This is a genomic window from Erysipelothrix sp. HDW6B (genome assembly GCF_011301115.1).
In the GTDB taxonomy this organism is placed as follows: domain Bacteria; phylum Bacillota_I; class Bacilli_A; order Erysipelotrichales; family Erysipelotrichaceae; genus Erysipelothrix; species Erysipelothrix anatis.
The window spans coordinates 2,131,037-2,148,772 of record NZ_CP049860.1 but is presented as its reverse complement, the minus strand read 5'-3'; the positions used below and the strand labels follow the sequence as shown (position 1 = coordinate 2,148,772).

The 17,736-nt window shown below is 38.5% G+C and carries 21 protein-coding genes and 2 tRNA genes; 17 read left to right on the top strand and 6 right to left on the bottom strand.

Annotated features, from left to right (window positions below; all coding sequences use genetic code 11):
* Nucleotides 1-14: 14 nt before the first annotated feature.
* Nucleotides 15-887: a LysR family transcriptional regulator gene (locus G7061_RS10335; RefSeq protein ID WP_159637496.1), complete on the top strand. Its 873-nt coding sequence runs from the start codon at nt 15-17 to the stop codon at nt 885-887.
* A 31-nt stretch (nt 888-918) separates the two neighbouring features.
* Here the strand turns inward: G7061_RS10335 and G7061_RS10330 are convergent, their stop codons facing one another.
* The 3 genes from G7061_RS10330 to G7061_RS10320 form a co-directional block, all read right to left on the bottom strand.
* Nucleotides 919-1,152, bottom strand: coding sequence for a hypothetical protein (locus G7061_RS10330; protein ID WP_166121107.1), 234 nt, complete (start codon nt 1,150-1,152; stop codon nt 919-921).
* Nucleotides 1,149-1,751 carry a TetR/AcrR family transcriptional regulator gene (locus tag G7061_RS10325; protein WP_166121104.1) on the bottom strand — a complete coding sequence of 201 codons (603 nt, stop codon included), beginning with the start codon at nt 1,749-1,751 and terminating at the stop codon, nt 1,149-1,151. Before G7061_RS10325 ends, G7061_RS10330 begins: the two co-directional genes overlap by 4 nt.
* Before the next feature lie 109 nt (nt 1,752-1,860).
* Complete coding sequence (locus G7061_RS10320) at nt 1,861-2,874, bottom strand: sugar phosphate nucleotidyltransferase (RefSeq protein WP_166121101.1); 1,014 nt, start codon at nt 2,872-2,874, stop codon at nt 1,861-1,863.
* A 115-nt stretch (nt 2,875-2,989) separates the two neighbouring features.
* Here G7061_RS10320 and G7061_RS10315 point away from each other — a divergent pair, with 115 nt between their 5' ends.
* The 6 genes from G7061_RS10315 to G7061_RS10295 all read left to right on the top strand — a co-directional run bounded on the left by G7061_RS10315 (nt 2,990) and on the right by G7061_RS10295 (nt 6,860).
* The gene (locus G7061_RS10315) at nt 2,990-3,424 is read left to right on the top strand and encodes a GNAT family N-acetyltransferase (protein ID WP_166082431.1); all 435 of its coding nucleotides are present in this window, start codon (nt 2,990-2,992) and stop codon (nt 3,422-3,424) included.
* 116 nt (nt 3,425-3,540) lie between these two features.
* Nucleotides 3,541-4,803 (top strand): hypothetical protein, encoded by a 1,263-nt coding sequence (locus G7061_RS10310; protein ID WP_166121098.1) that lies wholly within the window; start codon nt 3,541-3,543, stop codon nt 4,801-4,803.
* Nucleotides 4,804-4,815: 12 nt separating this feature from the next.
* Nucleotides 4,816-4,989, top strand: coding sequence for a hypothetical protein (locus G7061_RS10915; protein WP_240914418.1), 174 nt, complete (start codon nt 4,816-4,818; stop codon nt 4,987-4,989).
* Entirely contained in the window at nt 4,962-5,948 is a 987-nt protein-coding gene (locus G7061_RS10305) for an SPFH domain-containing protein (RefSeq protein ID WP_370456911.1), read from the top strand. Before G7061_RS10915 ends, G7061_RS10305 begins: the two co-directional genes overlap by 28 nt.
* Nucleotides 5,938-6,300 (top strand): hypothetical protein, encoded by a 363-nt coding sequence (locus G7061_RS10300; protein WP_159646644.1) that lies wholly within the window; start codon nt 5,938-5,940, stop codon nt 6,298-6,300. The genes G7061_RS10305 and G7061_RS10300 overlap by 11 nt, the downstream gene beginning before the upstream one ends.
* Before the next feature lie 2 nt (nt 6,301-6,302).
* A complete protein-coding gene (locus tag G7061_RS10295) occupies nt 6,303-6,860 on the top strand; it encodes a hypothetical protein (protein WP_159646643.1) in 558 nt (185 codons plus the stop codon).
* 86 nt (nt 6,861-6,946) lie between these two features.
* Here the strand turns inward: G7061_RS10295 and G7061_RS10290 are convergent.
* Nucleotides 6,947-7,023: transfer RNA gene (locus G7061_RS10290), tRNA-His, on the bottom strand.
* 188 nt (nt 7,024-7,211) lie between these two features.
* Here G7061_RS10290 and G7061_RS10285 point away from each other — a divergent pair.
* From G7061_RS10285 to G7061_RS10275, 3 genes are all read left to right on the top strand, one after another.
* Nucleotides 7,212-8,096, top strand: a complete 885-nt coding sequence (locus tag G7061_RS10285) for a LytTR family transcriptional regulator DNA-binding domain-containing protein (protein ID WP_166121095.1) — start codon at nt 7,212-7,214, stop codon at nt 8,094-8,096.
* A 124-nt stretch (nt 8,097-8,220) separates the two neighbouring features.
* Nucleotides 8,221-9,069 carry an ABC transporter ATP-binding protein gene (locus G7061_RS10280; protein WP_159646641.1) on the top strand — a complete coding sequence of 283 codons (849 nt, stop codon included), beginning with the start codon at nt 8,221-8,223 and terminating at the stop codon, nt 9,067-9,069.
* Entirely contained in the window at nt 9,056-9,775 is a 720-nt protein-coding gene (locus G7061_RS10275; protein ID WP_166121092.1) for an ABC transporter permease, read from the top strand. Before G7061_RS10280 ends, G7061_RS10275 begins: the two co-directional genes overlap by 14 nt.
* 47 nt (nt 9,776-9,822) lie before the next feature.
* Here G7061_RS10275 and G7061_RS10270 read toward each other — a convergent pair.
* Nucleotides 9,823-9,899: transfer RNA gene (locus tag G7061_RS10270), tRNA-His, on the bottom strand.
* A 104-nt stretch (nt 9,900-10,003) separates the two neighbouring features.
* Between G7061_RS10270 and G7061_RS10265 the strand changes: the two genes are divergently transcribed.
* Genes G7061_RS10265 through G7061_RS10245 form a run of 5 tightly spaced genes read left to right on the top strand, consistent with a single transcriptional unit; the run spans nt 10,004 to nt 14,425 of the window.
* Nucleotides 10,004-10,840, top strand: a complete 837-nt coding sequence (locus tag G7061_RS10265; RefSeq protein ID WP_159637438.1) for a DegV family protein — start codon at nt 10,004-10,006, stop codon at nt 10,838-10,840.
* Nucleotides 10,841-10,852: 12 nt separating this feature from the next.
* The gene (gene argS / locus G7061_RS10260; protein WP_159639470.1) at nt 10,853-12,493 is read left to right on the top strand and encodes an arginine--tRNA ligase; all 1,641 of its coding nucleotides are present in this window, start codon (nt 10,853-10,855) and stop codon (nt 12,491-12,493) included.
* A gap of 54 nt (nt 12,494-12,547) precedes the next feature.
* Complete coding sequence (locus tag G7061_RS10255) at nt 12,548-12,907, top strand: GntR family transcriptional regulator (protein WP_159639469.1); 360 nt, start codon at nt 12,548-12,550, stop codon at nt 12,905-12,907.
* A 1-nt stretch (nt 12,908) separates the two neighbouring features.
* Complete coding sequence (locus G7061_RS10250; protein ID WP_159637402.1) at nt 12,909-13,610, top strand: ATP-binding cassette domain-containing protein; 702 nt, start codon at nt 12,909-12,911, stop codon at nt 13,608-13,610.
* Nucleotides 13,604-14,425 (top strand): hypothetical protein, encoded by an 822-nt coding sequence (locus G7061_RS10245; protein WP_166121088.1) that lies wholly within the window; start codon nt 13,604-13,606, stop codon nt 14,423-14,425. Before G7061_RS10250 ends, G7061_RS10245 begins: the two co-directional genes overlap by 7 nt.
* A 43-nt stretch (nt 14,426-14,468) precedes the next feature.
* Here the strand turns inward: G7061_RS10245 and yfcE are convergent, their stop codons facing one another.
* A complete protein-coding gene (yfcE, locus tag G7061_RS10240; protein ID WP_159639467.1) occupies nt 14,469-15,005 on the bottom strand; it encodes a phosphodiesterase in 537 nt (178 codons plus the stop codon).
* Nucleotides 15,006-15,120: 115 nt separating this feature from the next.
* Here yfcE and G7061_RS10235 point away from each other — a divergent pair, with 115 nt between their 5' ends.
* Together G7061_RS10235 and G7061_RS10230 are read left to right on the top strand one after the other, a co-directional pair.
* Nucleotides 15,121-15,831 carry a hypothetical protein gene (locus G7061_RS10235; RefSeq protein ID WP_159639466.1) on the top strand — a complete coding sequence of 237 codons (711 nt, stop codon included), beginning with the start codon at nt 15,121-15,123 and terminating at the stop codon, nt 15,829-15,831.
* The gene (locus G7061_RS10230; RefSeq protein WP_166121085.1) at nt 15,797-17,689 is read left to right on the top strand and encodes an LCP family protein; all 1,893 of its coding nucleotides are present in this window, start codon (nt 15,797-15,799) and stop codon (nt 17,687-17,689) included. Before G7061_RS10235 ends, G7061_RS10230 begins: the two co-directional genes overlap by 35 nt.
* Nucleotides 17,690-17,736: the final 47 nt, after the last annotated feature.

Here is a 17,736-nt window from a genome sequence, read left to right as displayed (position 1 = left end):
AATAGGAGGTACCCATGGATTTACGACACATTCAATCATTTGTAAAGGTTGTGGAAAAGCAAAGCTTTAGTAAGGCTGCGCAGGAGTTGGGTTATACTCAAGCAGCAATCACAATTCAGATTAAACAACTTGAAGAAACGCTTGGCACGAAGTTGTTTGACCGAATCCATCGCAAAGTGCGCTTAACTGAAGATGGCGAAGCCTTTATTTTTTATGCTAACGATATTTTACGTACATTCAATCGTGCGCGATCTTTCAAGCATGATGAGGAATCGGTAAAGACAATTATTCGCGTTGGGACCGTCGGTTCGTTGGGAAGTCACTTCTTCCCGGATTTTATCTATACGTTTAGCCAACAATATCCGTTAGTTGAACTCAAAATAATTATTGGCACGACGAAAAGTCTGACTGATATGTTACATCGTAACGAAATTGATATCATGTACACGATTGACGAACTCATTTACGAGCCCGAACTTGTAAACATGATGCGAGAACCTGAGCCAATTTATTTTGTAACTAAAGATCCAAACATTAAAGCACAAAAATATTCGTTGGATGCTATTAGTGATTATCCGTTTTTACTCACAGAAAAAGGAGAAGCGTATCGGTATGAACTCGAACGTCACCTTGCACATGAATCGGTTGATCTCAACGCGATTGTTGAAGTGGGTGAGATCGGAATTATTACAAAAGTGCTCAAGAAAGGTTTGGGAATTGCGTACCTTCCATATTTTTCAGTTAAAGATGATGTTGACAGTCATGCACTAAACATTGTTGATGTCGATATTCCCCACGTTACAATGTGGCGCCAAGTTATGGTGCATGAAAAGAAATTTTTAAGCAAAGGTATGAAGGATTTTTTAGAAACGATCACCAAAATATAAAAACACCACTTCATGTGGTGTTTTTACAGTCTTAGTCGCGCTTACTCTCGCGTAGCGTGAAATAGGTTCCGATACCTGCTAAAGCGGAGAGGACGAGTAATCCTTTAGAGTTAAAAATAATGCCAGCACCTAACAAGACTGTTGCTACAGTGCCATTGATTTTAGCGTGTTTCCGAAGGCTTTCGTTGTCATCTTTTGGTAATGTCACGTTGACACCTATTTTCTTATTTATTGCATTTATTTTTTGGTTGATTTCGCGAATCATTTGATTTCCTCCTTTGTGATGTGTGGTAGTGTCGCGCGCAGCAACAGTTCATAAATTTCGTGCTGGGAATGCGTTGTTTGATGATCAATTTTGAGTGTGGCGAGTAGTGTGTTGAGCGTGTCAAATGTAAAAGTATCAGAAATAGTAGACGTAAGATGGCACGTTTTTAATGCTGCTTCAAAGCTGTCATAATTACTCGAAAAAAGTGATTCTACCTGTTGTGGATCAAGTTTTTTGAGAAACAACGAGAAGTCATGATTGTTGAACGTATACAGGAACGGTTTGGAAGCATATTCTTGATACAACATTAAATTTAGAGCAATAAAGCCTTCAGATGATGGTTGAGCTTGGGTTATTTGTTTTGCCCGTTGCGCAAGCTCGTTTTGAATATACATAAAGGCCGCATAGAATAAGTCCTCTTTGGTCTCAAAGAGTAAGTAAAATGAACCGGTTGCTATATTCGCATCAGCTGTTAGTTTTGCGATACTCGTTTTTGAATAACCGTAAGTTGTCCAGAACTGTACGCATGATTGAATAAGTTGGTGACGCAAGATATTTTTATCTGTTTCAGAGAATCCCTTTGGTCCAGTTTTCATCATAATCTCCAATCGTGAATAATTTAGTTATAATATTCATAATCAGAGTATAATCGTAATTCAAGAATATTTCAAGTAAAAAAAACACCCGGTTTAAGTGGGTGTTTAAAAATTAACGTTGTTTGATTGTAGGCGAAGCACTGTATTCATAAAGATAAGGGACGCCATGGACACTAAAGTTAAAAGCAAGTGGATACGCAGACTCTTTGACTACGTCAATGTCTTGAATGTCACGTAAAGGAACATTCAATGTTGTCATAATTTCATTGAGAATGGGGCTATCTGTTGTTTCGAGGTATCGAGCGTCAAATTGTTGAAGTTCGTGAAGGGCATCAAACTCTTGGATGATACCATCTTCATATTGTTTGGCACGAAGATCAAACGCATCAATGTGTTGGATGTATAGTTTTTCCCAGAGGTTTTCCCGGGTTTCGAGTTTCTCATATTCTTGAACAAGAAGTGCGGAGAACGCAGTAGAGAAGGCACGATCATAATAGACGTGTCCCAACATACACCAAGTACCTTCGCCTATAACGACATCAAGAATTTTTCCATCAGCATCTGCACTGACATAATACTCTCCCGCTTCAGAGACTTCATGCTTGACAACAGGATATGTTGCATGAAGTTCATAAGCATGAAATACATTCTCAGTAAAGTAATTATCGGATGAACAAATGTATGTATTCTTTAGTTTATCCAAGACGAGCATTAGTGTTGAAGTGTTATTGTAGCGGTTGAAATCATGGTTAATCACAATGTTAACATTAAATTTGTCACCCAAGTATTCAAACAACTCGTACTTGTAACCAAGAACTAATGTAATATCTGTAATACCAACAGCTTGGAGTTGTTTGATTTGACGTTCAATTAAAATTTCGTCTTTAACTAATAAAAGGCTCTTTGGTTTTTCAAATGAAAGAGGCGCAAAGCGAGAAGCCATTCCCGCAGCCATAATGACGGCATTATCAACTTTATACGGCTCCAGTGCGTTCAAGCCAGCATCGGTAATGTTGAGATCAGCATCAATGAATCCCAATTCAAGCAAATGTTGAGATTGTGAATCTGTGTTGTGAAGTTTTTTTTCGTAAGCATTTCGTAAGTAAGTGAATTCTGTTGCGTTCATAGTAACTCCTTAAGGCATTGCCCATTTAATCTATGGATATCTTACACCAATCAATTATGAACTTCAATGACGCATAAATCACAATATTTGTTATACTATAAGAAAGGAGTTAATCATGAAAATTAAACGTATAGAGTCATTAGATGCACAACAAATTGCAATCTTGGTCGACATTTGGGAACGTGCGGTCTTTGAGACGCATGACTTCTTACAAATCGGGGACTTCCGTAAATATAAAACAATGATTCCTAATTATTTTGAATATACGGATGTTGTTTTAGGCGCTTATGAAGGAGATCAATGTGTCGGATTTGCAGCCCGTAAAGGCGTGAATCTCGATATGCTCTTTGTAGACCCAATTTATTTTGGCAAGGGAATTGGTAAGCAACTTCTTAAAGCAATGGAAGCATTGGGTGTAACAACCCTCGATGTAAACGAAGACAATCCTAATGCTCACGCATTTTATGAAGCAATGGGTTATCGTGTGGTGCGTCGAAGTGCTGTGGATGATGAAGGTAAGCCTTATCCAATTCTTCATATGGAAAAGTAAGCAATTAATTGCTTACTTTTTTTTCGCTGTGGAAGTATTACATATCGTTGAATGTTTGCTGGAATTTTGTGATATGATTATCATACAAATAAATAGTAAGTATTGGGGTAAGAAATATGGGTAAAATACTGAATTCAAAAGGACGCATTGAGTTTTCATTCAATGCATTTAAAAAATGGGCAATAAACTATAAGCTATTTAATATTCTTATGGTTATTGCGGTAGTGTTAATCGGGTACACCCTTTGGGAAGATCGACCCAATTCAATGCGGACACCATTTTACACAAATACGCGTAACTATAATGAAGTAACAGGAAGTTACGATTTTAACGAATTTTATGAATTGCTATCGCAAGAGAAGGGTGCATCGGTTAAAGATGTACATTTTAAGCTTGAGACACCTTATTGTTATGAAATGAATGATGTTTCACTTTGTGTTAAAGGGTACGAACTATTCCAAACAGAAAGCAATGTGCCATTAACATCAGTCTATAAATACAATAAAGCAAGCCACTTTGTGATTTTGCGGATGGAAGTTGCGAACAATCGTGATAATCCAATTACAATTGGAGAATTCCGCCAGACATACGGATCAGTTTCCGACTTTACAAAATCTCTAAGCAATGAAGAATTTGAGATTCCCAACAACATTGGGAGCTTTGGTCGTGACGCACCATTTAACGTAAATCCGCATGAAACATATGATGGCTATTTATTCTATCCACTAACAAGTGAAGCATACCGACAATTATACTTTGAAGGAAGTTACTGGATTGAGATGCCAGATATTCTAGATACTTCGACATTCGATGATCGAAATCTTATGGGAATATCCAAAATGATTGAGCTGCCAATGGTAGAACCTGTCATGGCAGCTTATCTTGAAACGGTCAACAATTTACCGATTGATCAAACAACACGAAATACAAGTTTCTCAAAAGTATCAACACGCTATGAACCACATGTATCGATGATAAATGCTCAAGAGACAATCGCGGTCACAATCGATACGATAGAAGAAGGTTATGCTGAATACCGTCCATATTATATTCATGAACGGAAAAATCGTTCATACCTCCTTGGCAAAACAAACTATCAAGTCGTAAAAATACGGTTGACGAATTTGGGAATGTCATCGATTAATACACAGGTACTCAACGCTTCACTGGATTTAACATCAAGTAATTACAAATCAACGGGATACCTCGTGGCATCACGACTGCAAGTTGATGCCAATGGGACAGCCGATCTTATTTTCGAATTTTTAAGAGATGAACGCGGCACGAATGCTCTTGTTCCAAATGAGACATATCGCTTTATCTTATCAAATGATAGAAAGGAAATTCTGCTTGAGGGTGAATTCAAGCTAGAACAATAGGGGGATAATAAAATGGCAATGATCGATATCGTAAAATATGAAGGTGACAATCAAGAATTCGCATGGAAATTCCCAAATGATGCACTTTCAACAAAATCACAAGTAATCGTTAATGAATCACAAGTGGCAGTGCTCTTTAAAGGGGGAAAGCATATGATATCTTCGAACCCGGACGCCATACTTTAAATACAGAAAATATTCCATTACTCAATACAATCATCAACCTTCCGTTTGGTGGAGAATCGCCATTCAAAGCCGAAATATGGTATGTCAATATGGTTCATGCCCTGGATGTAAAATGGGGAACACAGACACCTGTGAATATTCAAGATCCGAAATATGGTATCTATGTTCCTGTGAGTGCTTATGGACAATTCGGAATGACGATACATGATCCTAAAACATTCTTGAAAAAGATGGTCGGAACCATTCCAAGTTTCGGGCGCGAACATATCACGAAATATTTTAGAGGCATGTATACCAGCCATGTAAAAGATGAAATTTCGACGTATCTTCTTGAAAAGAAAATTCCTGTCTTGGATTTAGGTGCGTACTTAACGGAACTGTCTGCCTTTATGAAACAACAAATGAAACCGGAATTTGATGCCTATGGGATTGAATTACTCAATTTCTATGTTGAAGACATTAGTACGGATGACGATGATGAAGGTGTTGTTCGTCTCAAAAAAGCACTATCAAAACGCGCAGAAATGGATATCATCGGCTATGAATACAAAGAAGAACGAACATTCGATGCATTAGTGGGTGCTGCACAAAATGAAGGAAGCACAGGCGGCTTCATGGGAGCTGGAATTGGTTTGGGTGTCGGAAGTGCTGTGGGTCAAAACCTCGGAGCAGCCATGAACGACGTTACTCAAAGCGTTTTGACATCAGATACGAAGACATGCAGCAATTGCAATCATCCTGTAAAAGAAGGTGACAAGTTCTGTGGAAATTGTGCGCAGATCTTGGAAGAGCCAGAACGACACTGCACATGTGGGGCAGTTGTAGGAGAACAGCAAAAGTTCTGTCATGAATGTGGTCAAAGCCTACATAAGAAATGTGTTGCTTGTGATACACCACTTAAAAACGATGCGAAGTTCTGCCCAGAGTGCGGAAAGGCGGTTGTAGAAGATGAAGCGTAAAGCAGATACAGCCCTAGTCTCGGGGATAATTATTATCGCCTTAACCGTACTTATAGGAGTACTAGCAGATATATTGGGTTCAAGTTATATTGTTTGGGTTTTGGTTGCGGAATTACTTGCGACAGGACTAACCTACCAATCTTTACAAAAAAATACACTGACCAAGATTGCAGTGATGCCAATCATGGTTGTATATGTTTTGCTTGCAATGGTCTTTGCGATAATTATGTTCGCAATTCCAAATTCCTCAGAAGCTATTTTGCATATTGGTGAAGCTGTCCTACTTGGAGCTGTCATTATTGCCTATCTTGTCATTAATACAACTGCGCATGCAAATCATAAGGAATCATAGTCATGGCGAAGTTAAGTGAGAGAAAAAAGGACTTGCGCCGCAGTGAATCCGGTAAAGTTCTTAAAAAACAAGCATTGCGTAATATCGGGATCGCCGTATATGTATTTGGGATGTTTACGTGGTATCAGCAAGCGTTTGGTGATTATTACTATGCATTTGAAATGGGTAAGTACTTTGCCTTTGTATTTATCGCGGTAGGTCTTTTGATGATTTATCGAGCAACGCGCTTTAATCTACAAATTGACATGTACAATCAATATTACTATTGGATATACCAAAACGAAATGTTTACACTTCAGGAACTTGCGAAGGCAAGTGACAAATCAGAAGCGACAATTATTCGAGAAATTAATAGTTTGATTAATGATGGTTTTCTTAAAAACATTCATTTGAATGAAAAACTGCGAACCGTTGAAGGGGCCTTCGTCACATCTGTCAAAGAACAGATTCAACGCAAGGTTATTCGTTGTAGTGGTTGCGGTGCTCGTAATGAAGTCGTTGAAAATGAGACTCGTGAATGCGAATATTGTGGACGCAAACTTGTTTATAACCACAAATAAAATAACCCACTCAGCAATTTGAGTGGGTTATTCTTTTCAACGGCATATAAAAAACACGTGGAAATTCACGTGTTTGAATATCATCATGGGGCGACCGACGGGACTTGAACCCGCGAGTGCCGGAGCCACAACCCGGTGCGTTAACCAACTTCGCCACGATCGCCATGTGCTTTGACATTATAGCCCAAATACCTGGCGGTGTAAACAGATTATTCAAAAAAAATTGATGAACGACAATGAATTCAAAAGTGATGCATGTACGCACCACTTTTGTTGCTCTTTAGACTGTCAAAAAAAGAAGTTTACGACATCTAATATTTGATACAATAAAGAATAGAATGGGGAATAACTATGACTAATTTTGATTTAATCCAGCTCTTAAATGAAGGTGTGCAGTCGGTTCATATTGAATGTGACCACGATACGTTTGTTGAAATTCAGAAAAAACTACCACAAACCAATTTAATTACGATTGCCTTTGATGATGGTATGTACGAGTTTATGAAAGTTAGTAAGCTCCTCAATTTCTATAAAGATATTAATCATTCGCACGTAGATATCTATGATGTGATGACTTGTTTGGATTTACATCGATATGCGCAACATAAAGTATCTCAGCTTGATACGGGAGTTAAACGCCGTTTGATGATCGCACAGGCATTGCTTATGAATCCACAGTTAATCCTGATTGAAGATCCCTTAGCCAATCTCGATAACACGTCGGCGAAAATAATTGTTGGTGCAATCGAATCGATGAGTGAGACGACTCGTATTATTACCACTTCACCATCTTTTCGGAATGTGTGTTTAATGCCCGGAAACTTGTACTACAGTCGTAACGAAACCATTATTCCAATTTATGAATCAGTTCAAAATATCATGCCAAGCATTCAGACAACGAATACACTCGTGGTGAAAAGTAAAGGCAACGAATATGTCATTGATATTCAAGATATTTATTATGCAGAGAGTATCGATTCCGTAACCCACATCTATGTCAAAAATTCGTTAATCCCAACCCAATTTACACTGGAGGAATTAGAGACACAATTGCAAGCATACCAATTTTTTAGATGCCATCGATCCTATCTTGTTAACATTCCCAAGGTTTCAGAAATTCAACAATGGACCCGTAATAGTTACGTACTCGTCTTAACGGGACAAAGCGATGTGGAGATTCCCCTTAGCAAACGACGCTATAGTGAATTTAAAGCAGTGCTCCACTCAGGCCAATAATGCGCCACTCAGAGAATAATATGCAGTATTCACGGGCTTTCTCACGCCATTCGGTGAAAGAAGCTTAAAATCAAATTAAGAACCTCTATACTGGTCTTAGGCAAACAAGCCAGGAGGTTTATGTATGAATAAAATCGTATCAATTAACGATTTATCAATCGCATTTAACACTAAAAAAGTTTTAAAGCATATGTCCTTTGATGTGTACGAAGGAGAAATATTCGGGTTCTTAGGACCAAGTGGTGCTGGGAAAACCACAACAATCAAAGCTCTTACCAAACAACTACGAGTTCGCCCCAATAGTATTGAACTATTTGGGAAACCACTTGAAGATCATAATGCATCAGTTTATGACCGACTTGGTATTATGACGGATAGCAATGATGTGTATGATGCACTCAGTGTGTATGATAATTTAAAATTCTTTGCCAATCTGAAGCATGTTGATTTGGACCAAGTTGATCAATTGCTGAAAGAAATTGGTCTCTATGAGGATCGAAAGACACTCGCTAAAAAGCTATCCCGCGGGATGCGACAACGCCTCATCCTTGCTACAGCACTCATCCACAAACCCGCACTATTATTTTTGGATGAACCAACCGCCGCTTTGGACCCAAAGACAACCGCTGATATCCATAACCTGTTTCAACGGATTAATCAGAATGGAACAACTATCTTCTTAACCACACATTCAATGGAAGAAGCTGATAAACTGTGTGATCGTATTGCATTTCTAGACAATGGAACCATTGTTGAGATGGGGTCATCAGAGGCACTAAAACTTAAATATGCAGAAAATGAAGTCATTGTTCATTACAATGACGGTACACAAAAGCGAGTCACGAAAGATCAACAAGGACTTCAAGAACTTGCGAATGAAACGAAAATTATTAACACAATTCACTCGATAGAGCCTAACTTAGAAACAATATTCTTAGCAGTAACAGGGAGAAATAATTATGACAATGCGTAAATGGAAAGCACTTATTCAAAAAGACTTTAAATTAACATTCAGCAATAAAAGTTTTCTGGTTATTATGCTTATGCCAGTAATCTTTGCTGTTTTTTACACGACGATACTGCCAATGCCACCAGGACCAGAAGCGGATATGATTATCTTAATTATGATTACGGTTTTAGGTTTGATGATGCTCGGATCTTCGGCGATGGGGATGTCGATTGCTGAAGAAAAAGAAAAGAAGACATTGCGATCACTAATGTTGTCTGATGTATCCGGTTTGGAATTCTTAGTAAGCAAGATGATCGTTGTCACGCTACTCTTTACGTTGATTCAAGTTGTATGCTTCCTAATTGTAGGTGTTGCGCTTAATTATTTACCATATTATATATTATTGGTATTTCTGAGTGTACTCTCACTACTATTCATAAGTTCTATTATTGGATTAATAGCACCAAATCAACAAGCTGTTGGAATCTATGGATTACCTGTAATGATGTTGACGGCAGCACCTATGTTTTCGATTATGGGTGAAAATAGTGTCGTGCTAACAATCAGCAAATTCTTACCTACAGGACCGATCACGTTGATGCTCTTTCGTGAAGTGGATCCCAGTTTAGTTTATCCAAGTTGGTTAGGATATGGATCGATGCTCTTATGGATTGTCATTGCCATACTCGCATTTACGACCTATTATAAGCGAAAACAACTCGATAATTAGACATAATAAAAAAGCTCCCTTGTTCAAGGGAGCTTGTATTTTTATCATGGGGCGACCGACGGGACTTGAACCCGCGAGTGCCGGAGCCACAACCCGGTGCGTTAACCAACTTCGCCACGACCGCCATATGCTTTGACATTATAGCCCATAAAAAATCGTTTGTAAATAGGGTATATTAAAAATAACGAAATATGATATAGTTACTGTAATAATGGAGGAAAAAACACGATGAAAATTGCAGTGATCACAGACTCATCCGCAGGAATTTCTAAGGCACAAGCTGAAGAATACGGAATCTACGTGGCACGTATGCCAATAACCATAGACGGGAAAGAATATATGGAAGAAGAAGGGATTTCACGTGAAGACCTCATTGCAGCAATGCGACGTGGTTCAACTGTTGGAACATCTCAGCCACCATTGGGGGCAATGATGGAACAATTTGAAACACTCTTAAAGACATATGACCATATTATATTTCTTCCCATTTCAAGTAAGTTAAGCGGTACATTTCAAACAGTCTCAAGCATTATCGATGACTTTGATCGCCGTATAACTGTAATTGATTCAAAATTTGTGGCAGCTCCATTACTTTTATTATCAAAAGATGTAAAACAAATGGTGGATAATGGTATGACACCCGATGCGATTAAAAGCCATGTGGAACAAAATGCAGACATGTTTGCACCATTGATTCCCGAAGATATTCAATACCTCAAACGAGGGGGGCGAATTACGCCAACGGCAGCCGCGATTGCAAACTTACTGAAAATCATTCCTGTTCTTAAAGTTGCGAACGGTGAAATTGATTTATTGGAAAAAGTACGTACTCATAAAAAAGCAGTAAAAGTTGGTGTTGAGAAAGTAACAGAAGGCCGCAATCCAGAAGCATACCATTGGGTCGTGCTTGACGGAGATTGCGATCCTAAATTACTACAACAAACGATTGATGATGTTGAGAAAATTACGGGACAAACGGTTATTCGTGAGTTGTTGTATCCAATTGTCCTTGCCCATACAGGGCCCGGTTCAATTTCAATCGCAGCTTACAAAAAGATTATTTAAGAGGAGTAAATCATGAATTCAATTGAAACAAATCTAGTCGCAGCGCTAGAAACCATCATAAAAGAAGCATTCGGTATCGATCATGAACCGGGCTTAGTTATGTTAGAAATTCCAAACAAATCTGAAATGGGTGATTATTCATCCAATATTGCAATGCGCTTAACCAAACGTGTGGGGAAAAATCCACGCGAAATAGCAACTATTATTACAGAAGCCATTGCAGCAAACCCAATGATCCAAAAGGTGGAAGTTGCGGGACCAGGATTTATTAACTTTTTTATGAAACCATCAGTATTGGGCGATGTTATCAATACGGTCTTAGATGCTAAAGATAACTATGGTCGCTCCACAGTAGGCGCTGGAAAAAGTGTCCTTGTAGAGTACGTTAGTGCAAACCCAACAGGACAACTTCATGTTGGACATGCTCGCGGTGCGGCATGGGGTGATTCATTAACACGAATCATGACGTATGCAGGTTATGATGTCTTACGTGAATATTATGTTAATGACCTTGGAAATCAAATCACAATGCTAAGCCATTCACTGTATGCACGTTATCAACAAGCGTATGGTATTGAAGCTGTGATGCCTGAAGACGGCTATCATGGTGAAGACATTAAACAAATTGCCCAAGATGTTATTGCACGTGAAGGTGACGCATGGCTCACAAAACCACAAGAAGAATGGGAACCATTCTTTAAAAAAATTGGTATTGAGTTTGAACTGGAACGTATTGAACGTGATCTTGGTAAATTTGGGGTTTCATTCGACTCATGGGTCAGTGAAAAATCCGTTTACGACAATGGTAGTGTTGTCCGTCGCTTAGAAGAAATGAAAGCAAATGGCGAAACTTATGAAAAAGATGATGCATTATGGTTTGCATCCACAAAATATGGTGATGATAAAGACCGAGTGCTGATTAAATCAGATGGTTCATACACATATCTTGTACCAGATATTGCTTACCACCTCTACAAACTAGAACGTGGTTATCAACGTCTTCTCAACCTTTGGGGTGGCGATCATCATGGATATATTCCACGAATGAATGCTGCGCTTGAGTCCTTTGGATATAAAGACGTCATGGATGTCGATATCATTCAAATGGTACGCCTTGTGGAAAATGGGGAAGAAGTTAAGATGTCCAAACGTACAGGAAATGCTGTAGGTCTTGTGGATCTTATTGATGATATTGGTGTTGATGCAGCCCGTTATTTCTTTGCAAGCCGTGCACTACAGACACCACTTGATTTTGATTTGGGTCTTGCCCGAACACAATCAAATGACAACCCTGTTTTTTACGCACAATATGCGCATGCGCGCATCGCATCAATCTTGCGTCAAGCAGGTGATGTAAATCGTGTACCTGTTATTGATTTACTAACACATCAAAAAGAAGTAGAGCTACTTAAACATATTAACGAATTCAGCTCTGTAGTTGCGGATACAGCTAAAAATCGTACCGTTCATAAAATTACAAACTATATTCAAGAATTAGCAGCATATTTCCATAGTTTCTATGGAGAATTAAAAGTCAATGATCCAAGTAATCCAGCTTTAACACAACAACGTCTAAACTTACTTGTGGCAACACAAATTACATTAAAAAATGCACTAAACCTTGTTGGGGTTTCAGCACCTGAACAAATGTAGTTGCACATCCTAGTGTATCAGTGTATTATATAAGTATCACAAGGAGGTCATGGCATGTCGTTAAATAAAAGTACGGTAGCAATCTACCGACAAATAATTGACTACTTTCAATATGAAATAGCATCAGGCCGTGCTGTACCAGGGGAACGTATTGATTCGATTCGTAACTTAGCACTTAAGTTTAAGGTGAATCCAAATACAGTACAAAAAGGCTTAACAGAATTAGAACGTGATGGATTTATCATCACAGATAGAACAAACGGAAAATTTGTGACAGAGGATGAAGTTAAAATTCAAGAATTGAAACAGAAACTAACGCACGATTTAACTGTTGACTTTGTTCAAAGGGCGAAAGATTTAAATATAGGCAGCGAGGCACTTCTAGAAGCAGTCACGCTGGTGTGGGAGGAATAATATGAATCAACCATTCTTAAGTATGCGTAATGTATCGAAACAATACGGATCATATCCTGTGCTTCGAGGCATTAATTTAGAATTAGACGGTGGTAAGATTATCGGTTTGTGTGGACCTAACGGTTCTGGAAAAACAACGATGATTAAATCCATAATGGGATTACTCAGAGATTTTGATGGCGAAATTTTGGTCCAAGGTAATGAAATTGGTGCAATTTCAAAAGCAAAAATCTCATATTTACCTGATGTAGAATATTTAGAACCAACACTTACAGGAATCAATGCAGCAAAACTGTATAAAGATATCTACCCTGATTTTGACATGGCAGTGTTAGAAGACTTGTTCTTAAAACTAAAACTGGATCCAACGATGCCAGTTTCCAAAATGTCAAAAGGGATGCGTGAAAAATTTCAGCTAGCATTGTGCTTGTCAAGAAAAGCTGATATCTATATTTTTGATGAACCGATTGCAGGGGTTGACCCAGCATCACGTGATTCAATTTTAGATACAATTCTTGGTAATTATGCAAACGATGCGTTATTGATTATTGCCACGCACTTAATTGCTGATATTGAGCCAGTCTTGGATGAAGTTGTTTTCCTTAAAGAAGGACAAATTCACCTTCACCGAAACTGTGATGATCTACGTGAAGAGTACAATGCATCGGTTAATGATGTATTCCGTGAGGTGTTCAAATGGTAATCAAACTTGTTAAAAACGAAATTAAAGCAACAGCAAAATCATTCTTGCCAGTGCTTATTATGACAATTATTGGTGCAGTCCTTGCCGTTGTCATTGTGTTCCAAATGAAAGATGTCACAAGTGGTCTTGAACTAACGACATTCGGATCAATTTTCCTTGGTGTCGCGATGCTAGCAATCTATGCCATGATTATTGCATCAATTGTACTAACCTATAAAGCACTTATTGATATGCTTTACAAAGGTATTTATAAGAAAAGTGCTTATCGCTTATTTACATACCCTGCATCATCAACTGAAATTTTCATAGCCAAAACAATTACAGCATCCTTCTGGAGTCTTGTTTCATTTGGAGGAATCTTTGCCATTTACTTTGGTGCAATCAGTATTTTCTTTATCGATGCATCCACATGGCGTCAAATTACCAAAATCTTTAGTTTCTTATTTGGCTCAATCTTTGAAGGGAATGCAACCTTTGCATCATTCCTCATTGTACTTGGTCAATTTACACAAACAATCTTGTGGGTATCCGTATTATTGTTTGCAGGAAGTATTGCGAACTCAAGCCGATTCAGAAACAATCGTGGTTTATTAACATTTGTATTCTTTATCGGAATGTATTTCCTAATTTTAATTATGTCAAATCTCATGTTACCAGGATCTGGATTTGACATCACGAGTATCGAAAATGGCACAGGTGGTGGAATTTCAAATTCATACCAAGTCATATCATTGATTAAAGATGTTATTTTTATCATTATTAGTGGTGTTGGAACGATTTGGTTCTGGAACAACAAACTTGAAGTCTTAAACTAAAACAAATAAAAACTCCGGTGTAAATATCGGAGTTTTTGTGTGCTTAAAAATCTAAGGTCATGTAAGGTTTGTGGTCCAACGTTAGTATTGATATTGATGAATCGCTGAGATATCCGTAAGAATTAGGATGTCCGCCCTTTGGGAGTGCAATTGAACCAGGATTATACATAAGGGTGTTACCGGATATTTCGAGGACAGGGATGTGCGTATGGCCTGAAATAAAGATGTCAGCGTTTGATTGAGGGCCAAACGTATTCGGATCAACCAAGTGTCCGTGCGTAATATATATCTTCTTATTATTAAGTTGTGTCAGGGTGTAGTCTTGCATCATTGGAAAGTTCAACAACATTTGGTCGACTTCAGCATCGCAATTACCACGTACCGCTAAAATAGGAACGGTTACGGCATTTAATAAATCGGCAACAGCTTGTGGATTGTAGTCATCCAAGATTGGATTTCGTGGACCATGATAGAGGGAATCACCGACCAAGATTATTTGATCATAAGGCAGAGGCGTTGCTAAAACCTCCTGCAACCGCTGGTGACTTCCGTGGATATCGGAAATAATTAATGTATTCATCGTAATACCTCCTAAAACTATTATAAAAGAAAATGTGAAGTCGTGTAACACAATTCACGAAATTGACATAAACTACAAGTCTTAGTATGCTAAAATAACTACAGGAAGTGGACATATGAAAAATACAACCAAACAATCAAAAGGACTTGTGCTCTTTATAACAATACTATCACTTGCAATTATGAGTGTTGGGGGCTTTTACATTATGAAGGGATTTCAAGGAAACAAAAATAATTCTGGTGTCGGAACCGTAAGTCAAAATAATTTTTATACATTACGTAAAAATGCAACACCACATCAAAAGGAAATCTATGATCAATTATCGGATGCACTAAATCAAGATGTGCGTGACGATCAAAAAATAGCTGGGCTTGTAGCTCAGAGTTTTGTTGCGGATTTCTATACATGGACAAATAAAACAAAATTTAACGATGTTGGAGGACTCCAGTTTATTCACCAAGATATTCGAAAACCTGTCTTTGACCAGGCACTCGATAATATTTATGGGGATATGAACTATTACCTTCAAAAAGGCGACATTGCCAATACGTTGGAGGTCAATCAGTCAACAACGAAACCAACAACGAATGTTAAATTTTTAATGCAGGAAGAGGAAATGGATGAAGACGGTGTTATCACGAAAGAAGCTATCACAGTTGATGCTTTCCAAGTTGAAATCACATGGACTTATAAAGAAGCAACTGCAGTGAAAACCGGAGACTTCCAAAAATCATCGACCATAACAATCGTGAAAGATACCGATGGCTTATACTCAATCGTGGAGGTAACTGATGGACAACCAACAGACACCAACAACCAAGCCTAAATTTTCATTGTGGGACAATGTATACGTTGGGATGGGCGTAGCGCTTATCAGCAACGGACTTGTTATCGCACTACTCTTTATAGTAGGAAACTACATGAAAATCCATGCAGAGTACTTTACGTGGGCAATAGGAATCCTTGTGATTCTTGCGTTACTTCTTAATATTACATTCCTCGTGGGATATGCAAAAAATAAACGCGTATTTCGCATCGTAACGGTCGTCTTTGGGTTACTCCTAATAACCGTGGGGAGTGTTGCAACATACTACCTTTACCGTACGGATTTCCTCATTAATCAAATTGTTAATACGACAGGTCAAGAGAATGTCGAGCATGTCGTTGTATCTATTGATGGTACACTAACAGAAAATGATTTAGATGGAAAACGTGTTGGATTTGTAACAAGCACAAATCCTGAGTTTGCACCGTTGATGCAAGATACGATTCATCGTTACTCACGGACAGTCGAGTTCGTTGAATATCCAAGCAACAAAGAACTCGTCCAAGCGGCGATTGATAAGGAAATTCCATTTGCTGTCTTACCGAAAAACTATACACGTGTTGCGGAAACAGTGGATGCTCCAGTGAATCCATTTGAAAAATCGAAAGCAATTATTCAATTTTCAACATCGATAACATCAGATATTTCGAGTGTCGATGTTATTAAAGAACCGTTTACCATGCTTATGCTGGGAAACAATGACAACTTATCAGACTCAATCATTCTGGCAACCTTTAATCCACAAACGATGAAAGCAACGATGACAAGTATTCCTCGTGACAGTTATGTTCCAATTGCATGCTACCCTGGACAGTCATCAGATAAAATCAACCATGCTCGAGGTATCAGCCGTGAATGTATGATTGATACTGTGGAAAACTTCTTAGATATCCAAGTGGATTTCTACTTCGAAACAGACTTCTATGCACTCGTTAAGATTGTTGATGCTTTAGGAGGCCTTGAAATTGAATCGCCACATCAATTTGCGGGATCATTCCCAATTGAAGGATCAAATCCTGTGGAGTACGATGATATCACTGTTCCTGCAGGTCTTAATCATTTAGATGGTAAGCAAGTTGTTACCTTTGCACGTGAACGTCATACGTTCCCTGATGGTGACTTTGCCCGTCAACGAAACCAACAATATGTAATTCAAGAAGTTGCGAAGAAGATTATCAACACCCGCAATCCGAATACCCTTGTAAGTGTTCTCGATGGCGCAAAAGATAACATTTCTACGAACATGTCAGTCAGTGATATGACAGGACTTATGGGGTATGCAATTCAAAGTATTCAATCATCACCACTTGAACCTATGGATACCTTCAGAATTACACAGTCGCAAGTTTTAGGCGTTCCGGATTTCGTGGGTGATGCGTCTGTGGTTCGTCCATACTCAACATATGTCAATAACACACGTACATTGATCGATCAAAATATGGAAAAAGAACCTCGATTGCAAAATGATACATCCTTTGGCTTTACACTCTTAAAACCCTATGATGCTTTCACTCAAAATCCAGATTTAGAACCATTTGATGGGCTATTCTGGTCACCGAACGGTCCGACACGCTTACCGGTGTCAGAACGCGAAGAGACAACAGAGCAGGAACAAACAAGAGAGCCACAAACAAATAATCAAAACGAATCTCAACAGAATACACAAACAGAACGTCCGACTGATAACGAAGAAGAAGCGGTGGAAGAAACAAAACCACCAATTACGAAACCAACAGAACCGGAAACCAAACCTGATACGGATAATGAGAACCAAAAACCAGACGATAACTCAGGAACAAATTCAACAAAACCAGATTCAGGTTCATCTGGTCAAGCACAAAAGCCAACGAATAGTTAGCACAGAAATTGTAATTTAATGAAAGCAAAACCGTCGTGTGCACGTCA

What these genes read in the sequence shown, in the direction of transcription:
- G7061_RS10335 (WP_159637496.1), top strand. Translation starts at nt 15, where the DNA reads ATGGATTTACGACACATTCAATCATTTGTAAAGGTTGTGGAAAAGCAA.
- G7061_RS10330 (WP_166121107.1), bottom strand. Translation starts at nt 1,152, where the DNA reads ATGATTCGCGAAATCAACCAAAAAATAAATGCAATAAATAAGAAAATA.
- G7061_RS10325 (WP_166121104.1), bottom strand. Translation starts at nt 1,751, where the DNA reads ATGATGAAAACTGGACCAAAGGGATTCTCTGAAACAGATAAAAATATC.
- G7061_RS10320 (WP_166121101.1), bottom strand. Translation starts at nt 2,874, where the DNA reads ATGAACGCAACAGAATTCACTTACTTACGAAATGCTTACGAAAAAAAA.
- G7061_RS10315 (WP_166082431.1), top strand. Translation starts at nt 2,990, where the DNA reads ATGAAAATTAAACGTATAGAGTCATTAGATGCACAACAAATTGCAATC.
- G7061_RS10310 (WP_166121098.1), top strand. Translation starts at nt 3,541, where the DNA reads ATGGGTAAAATACTGAATTCAAAAGGACGCATTGAGTTTTCATTCAAT.
- G7061_RS10915 (WP_240914418.1), top strand. Translation starts at nt 4,816, where the DNA reads ATGGCAATGATCGATATCGTAAAATATGAAGGTGACAATCAAGAATTC.
- G7061_RS10300 (WP_159646644.1), top strand. Translation starts at nt 5,938, where the DNA reads ATGAAGCGTAAAGCAGATACAGCCCTAGTCTCGGGGATAATTATTATC.
- G7061_RS10295 (WP_159646643.1), top strand. Translation starts at nt 6,303, where the DNA reads ATGGCGAAGTTAAGTGAGAGAAAAAAGGACTTGCGCCGCAGTGAATCC.
- G7061_RS10285 (WP_166121095.1), top strand. Translation starts at nt 7,212, where the DNA reads ATGACTAATTTTGATTTAATCCAGCTCTTAAATGAAGGTGTGCAGTCG.
- G7061_RS10280 (WP_159646641.1), top strand. Translation starts at nt 8,221, where the DNA reads ATGAATAAAATCGTATCAATTAACGATTTATCAATCGCATTTAACACT.
- G7061_RS10275 (WP_166121092.1), top strand. Translation starts at nt 9,056, where the DNA reads ATGACAATGCGTAAATGGAAAGCACTTATTCAAAAAGACTTTAAATTA.
- G7061_RS10265 (WP_159637438.1), top strand. Translation starts at nt 10,004, where the DNA reads ATGAAAATTGCAGTGATCACAGACTCATCCGCAGGAATTTCTAAGGCA.
- argS (WP_159639470.1), top strand. Translation starts at nt 10,853, where the DNA reads ATGAATTCAATTGAAACAAATCTAGTCGCAGCGCTAGAAACCATCATA.
- G7061_RS10255 (WP_159639469.1), top strand. Translation starts at nt 12,548, where the DNA reads ATGTCGTTAAATAAAAGTACGGTAGCAATCTACCGACAAATAATTGAC.
- G7061_RS10250 (WP_159637402.1), top strand. Translation starts at nt 12,909, where the DNA reads ATGAATCAACCATTCTTAAGTATGCGTAATGTATCGAAACAATACGGA.
- G7061_RS10245 (WP_166121088.1), top strand. Translation starts at nt 13,604, where the DNA reads ATGGTAATCAAACTTGTTAAAAACGAAATTAAAGCAACAGCAAAATCA.
- yfcE (WP_159639467.1), bottom strand. Translation starts at nt 15,005, where the DNA reads ATGAATACATTAATTATTTCCGATATCCACGGAAGTCACCAGCGGTTG.
- G7061_RS10235 (WP_159639466.1), top strand. Translation starts at nt 15,121, where the DNA reads ATGAAAAATACAACCAAACAATCAAAAGGACTTGTGCTCTTTATAACA.
- G7061_RS10230 (WP_166121085.1), top strand. Translation starts at nt 15,797, where the DNA reads ATGGACAACCAACAGACACCAACAACCAAGCCTAAATTTTCATTGTGG.